Source organism: Mariniphaga sediminis (assembly GCF_003573545.1).
GTDB lineage: Bacteria > Bacteroidota > Bacteroidia > Bacteroidales > Prolixibacteraceae > Mariniphaga > Mariniphaga sediminis.
In genome coordinates this window covers 181,835-195,324 of record NZ_QWET01000005.1, presented here as the reverse complement: position 1 = coordinate 195,324, position 13,490 = coordinate 181,835, and the positions used below count along the sequence as shown (strand labels likewise).

The window sequence follows — 13,490 nt, the reverse complement described above, 5'->3', positions numbered from 1 at the left end:
AAAACATGCAAAGTCATACCTCCACCTGGAGTGAAAGTATGACTCTGAACGATAAGATCGTTTATGCCAAAAATTGTCTGATATAGTTCCGACTAGTCAGAATAGCTGCTTCCACATCTTTTTGCGAACCTTCATAGGCTTTATCTTCCACCTCAATACAAACCGGACCACGGTACTTCACCGAAGTAAGCGCAGAGAAAAATCCGCGCCAGTCAACATCTCCCAATCCCGGAATTTTTGGCGAATGGTAATCCAGCGGATAAGCCATAATACCCACTTCATTTAATTTCTCAGGATAAACCTTTACGTCTTTTAAATGAATGTGAAACAGCTTTTCTTTAAAATCATAAATGGGCTTCACCTCGTCCATCTGCATCCACACCAAATGAGACGGATCATAGTTTAACCCGAAAGCCGGACTGGGAATAATTTCAAACATCTTTTTCCAAATAGCAGGAGTGGTAGCCAGGTTTTTCCCTCCGGGCCATTCGTCGCGGGTAAACAACATGGGGCAGTTTTCAATGCCAATCTTGATATTATTTTCTTCGGCGATCTTTACGATTCCCGGCCAGACTTCAGCAAATTTTTTCAGGTTGTCTTCCACACTTTTCGAGGGATCGCGCCCTACAAACGTATTCACTACACCAACACCCAGCCGGGCCGCAGCACGTATCACCTTCTTAATATGATCAACGTAAACTTCGGCTTGTTTTTCATCAGGGTCGAGCGGATTGGGATAGTAGCCAAGTCCGGAAACGTATACGTGACTCATTGCCAGCGCTGTCTGAATTTCCGAAACTTTATTATTATCCAGTTCATCCACATTGATATGGGTTACCCCGGCATAACGACGTTCGGCTTTTCCTACCGGCCAGCACATAATTTCCACACATTTAAACTGATTCTTCGCAGCAAACTCAATTACCTCGTCAAAACTTTTTTCGGCCAGAATGGCGCTAACAAATCCTAAATCTAACATGTCATGAAATTTTATATGTTTTTCAATCCTACTCTTTTATAATTTTCCAGTATCCTCCTTTATCGGGACCAATCCTATCAATTCCGCCATTTCTTTTAAGATTAGCAAGATTCTTTTCTACTGCTCTTTGGGTTATCCCCAGCTCCCGGGCAAGTTCCTCGGCAGTAATATATTTATTCTCCGAAATTAACCTTAAAATTTTCTCCGAACTTTTCTCCGAACTTTTCTCCGAACCTTTTATCCTTTTTTTCGCCCTTAGAAACTCTACGGCAAAAAAATAATTGTAGTGGAAGATCACTTCAGGCAAGCCTGCTTTCCTAACTTCCTGTTTTATACGTGTAATTCCTGTACCCAGTTTCTCAATATAACCGGCACGTTGCATAAGATTCGCCAGTATTGCATTTCTGGCAAGACTGTATTTCCCAAAATCCTTTTCAGGCATACCTTTGGGCAGTCCGCCGGGGTTGGAAACCATTCTCTCATACATTATTAAAAACAGACTTCCTTTTAGATACTATTACTATCAAAACATTGAAAATTAAAAAACGTTGCATTTCCAATCTACTCTTTTTCTTTAAATTGTTCTCCGGATGAATTCATTTTAATTCGAATTCAGGCCCGTAAATAATTCTAATCCAGATTAAATATCCACACCCCTGACTCAGGATATTTTTCCAAAAATTCGATTTGTGCAGAAAAGGCCTCCCTTTCCTTTTCAAAAGTCTCAATTCCGACAATATAGAAACTTCCGTGTTTCCCCAAATGAAATGGTTTGTATCCCTCACGGTTCAGAAACTGAAGATATTTCTCTGCATTTCCCGGCTCTTTAAAACTTCCTCCCACAAGATAAAACTTTGACATATCGGGTTTAATCATTAAGGAAGAGTCGATACCTGCTTTCGGAATATTCACCTGGTCGTAACTTTGTACTGAAACAGAATCATCCGCTGCAGCAACAGTATTTGCAGTGCCTTGACCGGAGGTATCCAGTCCATCCGTAGCAAGAGCGGAAGCGCCGCTTCCCTCATGGTTCTGCCCCTCCGGGTTCCTTTCTTCCGGTTTTTGTGCTTCGGCAGGCGCCGGTTCCACCGTAATATCCACCTCTGGCTGCTGTTCCTCCGCTTCTTCTTTCAGCATAAAAAAATAAATACCAGCAGCAATAAGCGGAATTAAAAGTATCAGAAACCATAACCAACCCCTCTTTTTCTTTTTATACGGCTCATATGGTTCATTAAAAAACGGCTCGTAAACCGGTGAAGGTTCCGTTTCTTCTTCCGGCACCGATTCAGCCCCCAACTCATCTGGTACTGTTCCTTCCTTCTCCTCCGCTTCCGTTTCAAGTCCGTTTTCTGCCTTTTTTTCCTGAATATTTTCAGGCTCACCTGTTAATGAGGTAGCTTCCAATCCAAAAGCATCCAGCAACAGATTTTCTTCACCTGATGATTCAAACCGGATTTCCCGGCTCTCATCATAGAACAAAACACCTGCACCCTCAAGCGTTACCCTTTCCCCTTTATCGAGCCGAAAAATAATATCCTCGCACGTTTCTTTAATTCTTTTCAGGGCTTCATAATTCGACACCTCTTCCTGCTCTGCTACCTGGCCTGTAAGCAAACCATCGTTATTCTGAATTTTCGGATCGAACAAAATTTCTTTGGATGGCGGCAGCATTTCCCCGGATTCCTCATCGGGTTCAGCAGGTTTATATTTTGAAATAAATGCACCAAGTCCGGGAACAATCACAGTTTCATGCTCCAATAAAAGCGTCTGAATATATTTACCTAAGTTCATATTTATTATTTTATGACCGTACAACACAGAAGTGTTGACTTCACTGGTTAAAAATAATTATTTCGGGCGATATGTCACCAAAAAGAAAACCGTTAAAATTTTTCATTCACTGCGGTTCTCCTGATGGCATACAATACATCTTTATAAATTTCAGGTTTAAAAAAAGTTTTTAACCGAACAAATCAACATCTGTGAATATTTCTATGTGTTTAAATGAAAACGAAGTATATCGATTGTTTATTTTTGCAAGGGATAAAAACAAGGTTTCTTCTTTTGGGAGTAAATTAAGAAACCCGTAAAGCGGATATAAAACAATAAAAAATGAAACAATATTTGCACCTTTTGGAAACCATTCTGGAAAATGGAGTCGAAAAAAAGGACCGGACAGGAACCGGTACCACCAGCATGTTTGGTCACCAGATGCGGTTTGATCTAAGTAAAGGTTTTCCACTTGTGACAACAAAAAAACTACACCTGAAATCCATCATCCACGAATTATTGTGGTTTCTGACAGGCGATACCAATATAAAATATTTGCAGGAAAACGGTGTACGCATCTGGAACGAATGGGCCGATGAAAATGGCGACCTTGGCCACATTTACGGGTACCAGTGGCGTTCGTGGCCTACCCCCGACGGGAAACACATTGATCAAATCAGCAATGTAATCGACTCTATCAAAAACAATCCGGAATCGCGGAGGCACATTGTCAGCGCCTGGAACGTTGGGGAGCTTGACAAAATGAACCTGCCTCCCTGCCACATATTGTTCCATTTTTATGTGGCCAACGGCAAACTTTCATGCCTGTTATACCAGCGCAGTGCTGACGTTTTTCTTGGCGTGCCATTCAACATAGCCTCTTACGCACTGCTAACGATGATGATGGCTCAGGTAACCGACCTGCAACCAGGCGACTTTATCCACACCTTAGGCGATGTTCATATTTATTCCAACCATATGGAGCAGGTAAAGCTACAGCTGACACGGGAACCGTATCCACTTCCCACAATGAAAATCAACCCGGAAGTGAAAAACATTTTCGATTTTACATACAACGACTTTGAACTATCGGGTTACCAGTCGCATCCCCATATTAAAGGAAAAGTAGCTGTCTAAACTTTTATAAAATGACTCTCCATTGTGTCCAAAGCCTAGAATTTCACCGTCGAAAAAGCAACAATCTGTTTTTTCATCTACCCATCAACCCGTGACGATTAAAATTCTTTGGTTCAATATTTTGTAAAAAATAGTATTACTTTTAATTTTTCTGAGTAAAACTATACTTTTAATATGCCGTTAAATAAAGTAAATACACATTTACAGCCGGAAGATTTATTCGGTGAGCTATCCAAAATTATTGAAGAAAGCAAAAAACAAGTAGCGGCATATGCCAACAGTAATTTGGTTGCGCTGTATTGGCAAGTAGGCTACCGTATGAACAAACATATCCTTCAAAACAAAAGGGCTGAATATGGAAAGGAAATTGTGTCGACAGTGTCGACAAAATTGAAAGAGAAATACGGACGAAGCTTTGAAGAACGAAATTTACGCCGGATGATGCAATTTGCAGAACAGTTTTCCGATATTCAGACTATAGAAACATTATCGCAAAAACTAAGTTGGTCGCATTTTATAGAACTATTGCCTCTGAAAACAATGGAAGCGAAACTATTTTATGCACAAAATTCGGCGCAGCAGGGGCTGGGCATCCGAGAACTCCGAAAACAAATTGCCACCAAAAATTTTGAACGAACGGCTATAGTAAATGTTCAACTTACCCAAAGTAGTGAGATTCCCTTCAATACTTTTAAGGATCCTTACCTGCTCGACTTTTTGGGATTAAAAGAAGGCTATCTTGAAAAAGATATTGAAATGGCTATTCTCAAAGAGCTGGAATCATTTATTTTGGAAATTGGCAAAGGCTTTTCCTTTATTGAACGGCAAAAACGTATGATTATTGATGGGGAAGACTACTACCTTGACCTACTGTTCTTTCACAGAAAGCTAAAAAGACTTATTGCTATCGATCTGAAAATAGGTAAATTTCATGCGAAAGACAAAGGTCAGATGGAACTGTATTTAAAATGGCTTAACCGATACGAACGACAGGAAGGAGAAGAAAAACCAATAGGGTTAATTCTGTGTGCTGAAAGCAGCAGGGAACAGGTAGAACTTCTTGAAATGCATAAAGATGGTATTGTTGTTGCCGAATACTGGACAGAACTGCCGCCCAAACATTTACTCGAAGAAAGACTGCACATCGCATTATTAGAAGCAAAAGAACATATTGAACAAAAAAGAATTAAAAATCATGATTCATAAAAACATATCCATCATTGTTGCCATAGCCGAGAATTTTGCCATCGGAAAAAACAACGATCTGCTTTTTCATTTACCCACCGACCTAAAACGGTTTAAGGAAATCACCACGGGACATAGTCTCATCATGGGGAGAAACACGCTGCTCTCGCTCCCAAAATGGCCGCTTCCCAATCGCCGCCATATTGTTATTACAGATAAGCCCGATGATAATTTTCCCGGCTGCGAAATGGTTTTTTCCATTGAAGAAGCCATTGAAAAGGTAAAAAACGAAAAAGAAGCTTTTGTTATTGGCGGCGGCATGGTGTATAAACAGTTTTATCCGCTGGCCGGGAAACTTTACCTGACCGTGGTGCATCAACCTTTCGAGGCCGATATATATTTCCCTGAAATTAACTTTCCCGAGTGGAGGGAAACTTCGCGTGAAGATTTATTCGATGAGAAAAACGGGTTTCGCTATTCCTATTTGAACCTGGAGCGCTAAGAAAGTAATTTCCCCAGGTTATCAAATTTCACATTGTAATCTTCCATGGAATACCTGATAACTTCATAGGCTTCGGAAGAACCGTAAGTTGCAGCAATCTCCGTATTGCTGTCCTGACCGGGCATGTCTTTGTAGGTTAAAAAATAGTGCTCCAGTCGCTGGATTACAATCTTCGGGACTTCTTCAAGCTCTTTAAAATGTCCGTAAACAGTATCATTCATAAGAACAGCAATTATCTTATCATCGGCCTGGTTTCCGTCAATCATCCGGAAACCGCCAATAGGACGCGCATTCACCAACAAGTCACCATGAGCCAGTGTCTTTTCCGTAAGAACGCAAATATCAACCGGATCACCATCCCCTTTAATGTCGGTCCGACCCGTTTTCTTATTGCAAAATGCACCTACCTTTTCTCCACAAAAGGTTTGAGGAATAAATCCGTAAAGCGCCGGAATAACGTTGGAAAATTTTTGGGGACGATCTACCCGCAGGTAACCACTGTCTTTGTCAATTTCATACTTTACGGTATCTGTAGAAACCACTTCAATAAAAGCGGTCAGCTCTTTAGGTGCATTTCTGCCAATAAATACGCCGTGCCATGGATGCGATTTATAACGCAACCCCATTAGCCGGCCAATCGGATCGGAAAGTCTGTCTGCCATTTTATATTTTTTGTTTGGTAGTTGAACCCTTCAAACCTGATTTGGTTCAAAATTTCAAAAAAAAACCGTAGGGAATTGTTTTCTCTACGGATTTTCAACATACTTATCAGCCTATTATCATACAAGTTTTGCCTGCATCCTGTTTCCTGTTTTGTCAATAGCTGCTACTAAAACTTCAGCACCTGACTTATCTGTTTCAAAAACAAACGGCTTACTTTTAAGCGTTTGTGGTTTGTGTTTAACGGTTCCGGCAACCTGTCCGTCAATCAATACTTCGTAATGGGAAATAGGTTCATCTCCTGCAAAAGCAGTTTGCCAGGAAAACACATTTTTACCTGCCTTTTCTTCTTTTTTCAACATCCGCGGACCAGCTACAAACTCCTCTTTTCCCATTTGAAAATAGTTTGTTTTTCCATCTTTTGCATTCGCGGCCAGCTGTTCAATTTTTAAGCGTTCTTCGTCAGTAAGGCCATCTGGTTCGATCTGAGATGCATATAAATTCTGCACCAACTGACATTTCATCGGATCTTCGTCAATTTGCCCAATTCCAATAATCAGCGTATGTACTCCCGGTGTAGTTAAAGAGTACTCAATAAGCGGGCGGCTGGGTAGCCCAGGTTCTCCCACCTGCCTGTACACATCCTCCGGATTTCTGGACCACCGGGATTCTTTGTGGTACATGGCCGCATCGGCAAAAGCTTTCATGCCGATAATCCCCAGGCCTTTAGCCTCAGCAACCGGAATTACATTGTGCTGCATGTTAAACATCAGCCGATCGTTTGCATTGATAGCAACCAGCATCCCATCCAGAATTCCCCATTCATCGCGCTGAATCATGTCAATCATGGCCGGAGGGTTGTTGTGCCCTGAAAACCCGATATGCTTGATCAACTTCTCGTTTTTCGGATTCATGCCGGTCAGGTTTGTTCCGTCCCGTAAATCACGCAAAGCCACCAAAGCCCCAAAATTCCCATCGGGATCGAGCGGTGTTTCCAGTCCTTCGTACAGCACATCAATTTCAGCCTCGTTGTGCAGGGTATGAACCAGCACCATATCAAGGTAAGCGCCTTCAGGATACCAGCCGTTTCCGTCACCAAAAAGCTGGGTAAGGGAACGTTTGACATCATCCACAGCACATTCTACATTTTCTCCATTAGACCAGTTACGAACATTCTCCCGCTCAGGCCAACCAGGGTTACCCCAGCGCATGGCTGTTTTACTGGTGAGCCAGATGGATTTTCGCAGTTCCGCATTGTAACTGTCCTTACCGGGAATGAGGTTCAATTTCTGAAACGCTTTGTTATAATTCAGCTGGCTATCGGCATACAGATTCGATGTATCAAAATAATTGATACCCAAATCGAATGCTTTAAGGATGATGGGTACCGGATCCACATCTTCGGGGGTCCACTGCAAAGATGCCTGTCCACCCAGTCCCAAAGTAGTGACCATAAAGTCATGTTTGCCGAACTTACGTTTCATTGGTGCAGGAACTTTTTCTACGTTACAGCCTCCCAGCGGCATCATTGACATGCCGGCCGTAGTGGCCGCCGAAACTTTTATAAAGTTTCTTCTTGAAATCTGATATTTTTCTTTGATTGTCATGATGTTGAGTTTTTGTAAAATTACAAAATTTGTTCAATTCCGTTATAAATAACTGTCATTCAGTTTCAATAAAAACAATATTCAGAAAGAATTTGTTATTTTTCAGAACTTAAGTTACTGATATGATATTTGGAAAAGTTGAACACCCCGAAACCGTCGATTTCTCGCTGCCTGTCAACCATGTAGAAACACATAACGTTTTGAACAGCCGGAAAAACAAAGAAAAACCGAAAGTGTATGTAGGATGTGCCAAATGGAACCGGAACGACCTGAAAGGTTTTTATCCACGCGGAACAAAAGATGAACTGGCCTACTATGCCACACAGTTTAACAGCATCGAAATGAACGCCACTTTTTATTCCATTCCCGGAATACCGCAGGTGGAAACCTGGCGTGACAAAACACCGGCCGATTTTAAGTTTTTCCCAAAAATAACCAACACCATAAGCCATTATAAACGGCTGAACGGCGTAAAACCGTTAGTGGAAGAGTTTTGCTCAAACATCAGTAACTTTGAAACAAAACTGGGCATGGTCTTTCTGCAACTACACGACAATTTTGCCTACAAAAGTTTCGACCGGTTAACGCATTTTGTTGAATCGTTTCCTGCCGGTATTCCACTGGCGGTAGAACTGCGAAATACCAACTGGTTTAACGACCCGGAAATCAGTAGCGAGCTGTATACTTTTCTGGAGAGAAACCAAGTTACCAATATTATTGTGGACACTGCCGGGCGACGCGACTTACTACACATGCGCCTTACAACACCCACCGCTTTTGTGCGTTGGGTAGGTGCCAATCACCCTTCAGATTATTCCCGGCTGGATGAATGGGTGGAACGACTGGCGGAGTGGATTGAAAACGGTCTTGAAAACCTGTACTTTTTTATTCATCAAAATATTGAAAAAGAATCACCGCTGCTGGCTACCCATTTCATCAAAAAACTAAACGAAAGGTGCGGGCTAAATGTACGAGGCCCCGGGCAGGATAGCCTGTTCTGAAAAAATGGATATTCTGGCAAAAAAGACAAACCCCAATAATCAACGAGGAACAAACTCCGTCTTTGGGTATTCAATATTGAGTGTTCTACATTGGATATTTCTTTAAAAAACATTAGCGCAAAGTATATGCACCAACCTCTGTGGTTCTCTGCGGCTTCTCTGTGCCCTCTGTGGTAAAAAAAATAGACATTTTAGCTTTTATCCTCACTCAACTTCCAGAATTCTCTCGGACTAAAGCCCGTTAACTCTTTAAACTCCCGGATAAAATGGGCCTGGTCGTAATATCCAATGTTATGCGCTAACTCCGTTAAGTTACGAAAATTCGGGTAGCTCTTTATGGCAGATTCAAGACGGATAATTCTCGCATAAACTTTGGGGTTGAAACCGGAAAATTCTTTGAAGCGTCTATTAAACTGTTTTTGAGAGAGAAAGGAATTAACCGCCAGATCTATTATTTTAGGATTGCCATTATTTCTTTTCACCTCCTGGATGGCTCTTATCATCCGCGTATCCACTATTTTACGATTTTTCAATAGAGATTTGAAATAGCAGCTAAGAATTTCAACACGTTGTTCTGTAGTTTCTGCCAACGCCATTTCTTCATTAAGTACGCTGCCATCTTTGCCCAGAAAAGTTGTTAAAGGAATAAACTCCTGATTTAATTCAAAAGATGAAAGGTTAAACAGTGAAGGGATAGCATACGAATAAAGAGAAACACCAATCAAATGATAGAATTCACGAACAGGGGATTGCAAAGGGATCTGAGTATGTCCCTGCACGATAGAAAAAAGTAACTCATCGTGTTTCCCAGAACCGCTAAAGGCGAAAGTAATTTCGGTTAAACTACTGGCAGTAATATAGTATAGCTCAGTAGGTGCTTGCTTATTTGTATCCCAAGTACCCACCCAATAATGACTGATAAAGTCTTTAAGTTCGTTACAGGGTGCTATTTCCCGATACTCCATCGCTTCTTACTGTTTTTTGTGTAGCCTTTTATATTTAAGTGCCCCGGATTCCTCATAGAAATTTTCATTAATAAAAACGTACCTATACATCTTATATTATTTTTCCAGGTCACAGCAGATGTGTGATAATTTCCTATTTCCTGAAAAAACAACAAAATTTCCAATAATCCAATAACCAACTCCCAATAATCAAAAGAACAAACTCCTTTGGATATTCAGTATTGAGTGTTCTACATTGGATATTGCCTGGAGAAAAGTAAAAATTTCCAATACTCAACAAAAAAAACGAACTCCGTCTTTGGTACTGAATATTTAAAACAAAAGGAATACCTGGGTTACCAATACACCCTCTGTGGTTCTCTGCGACTTCTCTGCGTACTCTGTGGTAAAAAGAGAAGAGTCAACCACGGAGAACCACAAAGGAAACACAAAGGATCACGAAGAGAGAATTAAAAATTTCCGTTTAATAACCCAATTCCACCGTTTAATAATTTTCTCTTTTATTTTTCCGGTTTTTCCACCAACTTTGGATTAACCAATTTCCAAAAGGCATGAAAAGAGAAACTTTCATTTTTTCTATAATCTTTTTTCTTCTGAATATAAACTTGCAGGCACAGAACGAAAAAATTGTATTGCACCCGGAAAACGGAAAAGAATACATTTATGAGTTTACTGAATCGAGATATATCCTAACAGAAAACCACAAACGTTTTACCGATTATTTCAAAAAGAAAAGCCTGAAAATAAAATGCGTGACCATACAACCTGAAAATAAGGAGTACCTGATGGTTTCAGTGATTGAAAACATGGCTGACAAGTCTGAATTTAAACCTGTCTGGTTTAAAGATTACCGGTTCCCTGCATTTAAAGACGGATTTTACGACAACCGATACGACAATTTTTGGGAGGAACTACTCCCGTGGACAGACTATCAATATAGTTTTGACCGGGAGACCATGGAACTGAAACTACAAAACCGGGTTGAGGTACTTTCGGAAATAAGCAGGCTACTCGAACGAAAAGGCTTCGAAGAAAAAGCGGTTGACAAGCACACTTCTGATTTTAACACCAAGGGCATTCCCCAAATCACACGGCTCTTACAATCGGTTTACCAAATTTCCAAACGGCAACACAATGGCGAAAGAATTGAACTTTCCAAATTTGAAGAACATATTACCGCTGCCGATTCGTTGTTTTTTTTAAAACAAACCAGAAAAAAAGAGGAACCGGGTTTGCACAGCAGGCAGTTTTCCTGTAACACAGAGAAAAAAATTTTAAACGAATACAGTACTACAGAAATCGATTCAGCCAAATACGGACTGTGGGCTTTTGGCAAATCGTATCATCTTTTTTACATTGAAAAAAGCGTCAACCTAAAATCAGTTAAGAATATTCCGGAAAACCGGTTGGTGATTTCCGGAAAAATTGAAAATCCGAAAAACAAAAAAGTGATTGTTGGTATTTTGCGTGATCCGTTCGGGACAAGTCTTTACCTGGAAACAGCTTTTCTGGATGAAAACAATACTTTCCAATTGGAGACAGAGTTAAAGCATTCCGGTTTGGGTTATATTCAATTCGGACAGGATAACAGAGTAGAAGAGGTATCCATTCTGGGTTTTTATGCCGAACCGGGAAACCGGATCCATTTTAATGTCACAGGAGATACACTTCCATGGGATGTAAAAATTTCAGGAGATAACAGCCATGCCTCCACGCTGATTTACGATTTCTGCAAAGAATATAAATTATTTGGCCAGGGTTTCAATTTTAATAATTTCTACTGGCATCTCAGCAAAACAAAATATGCTGACTTTTATAGAGTCTTAATAAACTCCGGTTCCTTTTTTGAAGAATATAAAAACAGAATACCGGAAACTGTTTACGATTTTCTTACAACCGAGTTAAAAAACTTTCTTTTATCCGGGGCCGTTCATTATTTAACCATGAAAAAAAGAATGAATCTGCCCATGGGCAGACCCCATTTCCCGGAGCACGATGAAGTGGACTACACGTATCTGGAAAACCTTGTAAATGAATTTTCCCTGCACCTGAATTATAACGATTACGGCATTCACTCCCGGCAACTGGCCGGAACATTAATGGATTACCATTTGGGGGAAATTAACAAAATCGGCAATTTAAGAACCCTCTACCAATTAACCGCTCCGATGCCTTCAGGATGGCGCTATTTCGACGATCTACCCAAAAAGATAGAGATTACCAAAACCGTTTTAGCCGGGCATGCCCTTTACAGCCAGCTTGCCGAAATCCTTTTGCAGGAAAAGATGAATACACTAGATACCTCGTCGAAAGATCAACGAATTATCCAGGATGAAATTACCAGGTATTTCGACCTGATGTTGCGTCTGGTAAATAACCGGGAATTTGCCGGCGCCATTGAAGTTCTTTTGGAAAATCACATCAAATGGCAAAACGAAAATTACGTACCTGAAACGCAGTTTTTTAATACTGATGGTCAACCGGTTTACTTTGTAGACTTTTTCGGAGAAAAACCCACGGTATTTTATATCAACCATACCTGGGACAGTGAACGCTATTTTTGGGATGATCTGGCCAAAGAAAATCCCGAAATTAATTTTGTACTGGTTATGCAAGGCAGCAACCTTAAGGAGTGGCAGGACTATATTAAACGGGCAGAACCGGTGGCACATCAACTTTTTATGACAAATCGCCAGCAGCAGTTTCGCGATATTTTCAAAAAAGACTATCACCATTTTATAGCTTACGATAAAGACGGAATGCGTATTGGTTTTGGCGAGAACCCCGTAGATGCCATGAACCTGGCGAAACACAGTCTGATGACAAAAAAGGAGAATCCCGATAAATCGCAACTCATCACCATCATTATTATCCTGGGAAGTCTTCTTTTTATTTCTTTTCTGATTTTTGTTTTATGGCGATGGCGCATCCGGCAGCGGTTCCGAAAAGAACAGCAGCAACGCCGGTTACGTGAACTGGAGCTAACGGCCATCCGCTCTCAAATGAATCCCCACTTTCTGTTTAACTGCCTGAACTCGGTACAAAACCTGGTACAGCAGAACAAGGGCCGCGAGGCCCATTTGTATTTGGCCGACTTTGCCGGGCTCATCCGCAAAGTGCTGCAAAACTCCGAAAAGGAAGAGGTTTCACTGGCTGAAGAACTCGAAACCGTAAAGCAATACCTCAACCTGGAAAAACTGCGGTTCGACTTTGATTTTCAAATTAAATTGAATGAAGGGATCGACCCCCACAATACGCTGGTGCCGTCAATGCTTCTGCAGCCATTTGCTGAAAATGCCGTGATTCACGGATTGCACAACAAACCGGATAACAAAAAGTTAAGGATTGAAGTGGTGAGAAGAAGTGAAAAGTTTTCAGTAAACAGTGAACAGAAAGAGGGGATTGAGATAATTATTGAAGACAACGGAATCGGGCAGGAAGCAGCGCAAAAGCTGGCTACTTCCAAAAACGAGAAAAGTTCGAAACTGATACAGGAACGGTTAGAGATTTTACAACAAAAGCAAGGAGAGAAATACCGGCTGCAAATCACTGACCTGAGTAAAAACGGGGCAACCGGAACAAAAGTGGAAATCCTGGTACCGGAGGAACGGTAGGCAGCCCTCACAAAGCCAGCAAAGTACCGTAAGGAATAACTTGCCTGAAATCAATCTTTATCAGACAAAA

The 13,490-nt window shown here is 41.0% G+C and carries 11 protein-coding genes; 5 read left to right on the top strand and 6 right to left on the bottom strand.

What is annotated here, in order from left to right; translation table 11 throughout:
- Positions 1–61 precede the first annotated feature (61 nt).
- From D1164_RS08380 to D1164_RS08370, 3 genes are all read right to left on the bottom strand, one after another.
- Complete coding sequence (locus D1164_RS08380; protein WP_119349507.1) at positions 62–979, bottom strand: sugar phosphate isomerase/epimerase family protein; 918 nt, start codon at positions 977–979, stop codon at positions 62–64.
- Between the two features lie 28 nt (positions 980–1,007).
- The gene (locus D1164_RS08375; RefSeq protein ID WP_119349506.1) at positions 1,008–1,466 is read right to left on the bottom strand and encodes an ATP-binding protein; all 459 of its coding nucleotides are present in this window, start codon (positions 1,464–1,466) and stop codon (positions 1,008–1,010) included.
- Between the two features lie 143 nt (positions 1,467–1,609).
- The gene (locus D1164_RS08370; protein ID WP_147372103.1) at positions 1,610–2,770 is read right to left on the bottom strand and encodes an HU domain-containing protein; all 1,161 of its coding nucleotides are present in this window, start codon (positions 2,768–2,770) and stop codon (positions 1,610–1,612) included.
- Between the two features lie 321 nt (positions 2,771–3,091).
- Between D1164_RS08370 and D1164_RS08365 the strand changes: the two genes are divergently transcribed.
- The 3 genes from D1164_RS08365 to D1164_RS08355 all read left to right on the top strand — a co-directional run bounded on the left by D1164_RS08365 (position 3,092) and on the right by D1164_RS08355 (position 5,573).
- Positions 3,092–3,886 carry a thymidylate synthase gene (locus D1164_RS08365; RefSeq protein WP_119349504.1) on the top strand — a complete coding sequence of 265 codons (795 nt, stop codon included), beginning with the start codon at positions 3,092–3,094 and terminating at the stop codon, positions 3,884–3,886.
- Between the two features lie 174 nt (positions 3,887–4,060).
- A complete protein-coding gene (locus tag D1164_RS08360) occupies positions 4,061–5,092 on the top strand; it encodes a PDDEXK nuclease domain-containing protein (protein ID WP_119349503.1) in 1,032 nt (343 codons plus the stop codon).
- Positions 5,082–5,573 (top strand): dihydrofolate reductase, encoded by a 492-nt coding sequence (locus D1164_RS08355; protein WP_119349656.1) that lies wholly within the window; start codon positions 5,082–5,084, stop codon positions 5,571–5,573. The genes D1164_RS08360 and D1164_RS08355 overlap by 11 nt, the downstream gene beginning before the upstream one ends.
- Here the strand turns inward: D1164_RS08355 and D1164_RS08350 are convergent.
- The gene (locus D1164_RS08350; protein ID WP_119349502.1) at positions 5,570–6,235 is read right to left on the bottom strand and encodes an inorganic pyrophosphatase; all 666 of its coding nucleotides are present in this window, start codon (positions 6,233–6,235) and stop codon (positions 5,570–5,572) included. The two genes, D1164_RS08355 and D1164_RS08350, sit on opposite strands and share 4 nt — an antisense overlap.
- A 117-nt stretch (positions 6,236–6,352) precedes the next feature.
- Positions 6,353–7,840 (bottom strand): aldo/keto reductase, encoded by a 1,488-nt coding sequence (locus tag D1164_RS08345; RefSeq protein WP_119349655.1) that lies wholly within the window; start codon positions 7,838–7,840, stop codon positions 6,353–6,355.
- A 122-nt stretch (positions 7,841–7,962) separates the two neighbouring features.
- Here D1164_RS08345 and D1164_RS08340 point away from each other — a divergent pair, with 122 nt between their 5' ends.
- Positions 7,963–8,841, top strand: coding sequence for a DUF72 domain-containing protein (locus D1164_RS08340; protein ID WP_119349501.1), 879 nt, complete (start codon positions 7,963–7,965; stop codon positions 8,839–8,841).
- A gap of 191 nt (positions 8,842–9,032) precedes the next feature.
- Here the strand turns inward: D1164_RS08340 and D1164_RS08335 are convergent, their stop codons facing one another.
- The gene (locus tag D1164_RS08335) at positions 9,033–9,806 is read right to left on the bottom strand and encodes a helix-turn-helix domain-containing protein (RefSeq protein WP_119349500.1); all 774 of its coding nucleotides are present in this window, start codon (positions 9,804–9,806) and stop codon (positions 9,033–9,035) included.
- 551 nt (positions 9,807–10,357) lie between these two features.
- On the opposite strand from D1164_RS08335, the gene D1164_RS08325 reads away from it, so the two are divergent.
- Positions 10,358–13,420 (top strand): sensor histidine kinase, encoded by a 3,063-nt coding sequence (locus tag D1164_RS08325; protein WP_119349498.1) that lies wholly within the window; start codon positions 10,358–10,360, stop codon positions 13,418–13,420.
- The last annotated feature ends 70 nt before the right edge of the window (positions 13,421–13,490 follow it).

Coding starts and splice junctions, on each gene's coding strand:
- D1164_RS08350 (WP_119349502.1), bottom strand. CDS start 6,235: ATGGCAGACAGACTTTCCGATCCGATTGGCCGGCTAATGGGGTTGCGT.
- D1164_RS08370 (WP_147372103.1), bottom strand. CDS start 2,770: ATGAACTTAGGTAAATATATTCAGACGCTTTTATTGGAGCATGAAACT.
- D1164_RS08340 (WP_119349501.1), top strand. CDS start 7,963: ATGATATTTGGAAAAGTTGAACACCCCGAAACCGTCGATTTCTCGCTG.
- D1164_RS08325 (WP_119349498.1), top strand. CDS start 10,358: ATGAAAAGAGAAACTTTCATTTTTTCTATAATCTTTTTTCTTCTGAAT.
- D1164_RS08365 (WP_119349504.1), top strand. CDS start 3,092: ATGAAACAATATTTGCACCTTTTGGAAACCATTCTGGAAAATGGAGTC.
- D1164_RS08335 (WP_119349500.1), bottom strand. CDS start 9,806: ATGGAGTATCGGGAAATAGCACCCTGTAACGAACTTAAAGACTTTATC.
- D1164_RS08360 (WP_119349503.1), top strand. CDS start 4,061: ATGCCGTTAAATAAAGTAAATACACATTTACAGCCGGAAGATTTATTC.
- D1164_RS08380 (WP_119349507.1), bottom strand. CDS start 979: ATGTTAGATTTAGGATTTGTTAGCGCCATTCTGGCCGAAAAAAGTTTT.
- D1164_RS08355 (WP_119349656.1), top strand. CDS start 5,082: ATGATTCATAAAAACATATCCATCATTGTTGCCATAGCCGAGAATTTT.
- D1164_RS08345 (WP_119349655.1), bottom strand. CDS start 7,840: ATGACAATCAAAGAAAAATATCAGATTTCAAGAAGAAACTTTATAAAA.
- D1164_RS08375 (WP_119349506.1), bottom strand. CDS start 1,466: ATGTATGAGAGAATGGTTTCCAACCCCGGCGGACTGCCCAAAGGTATG.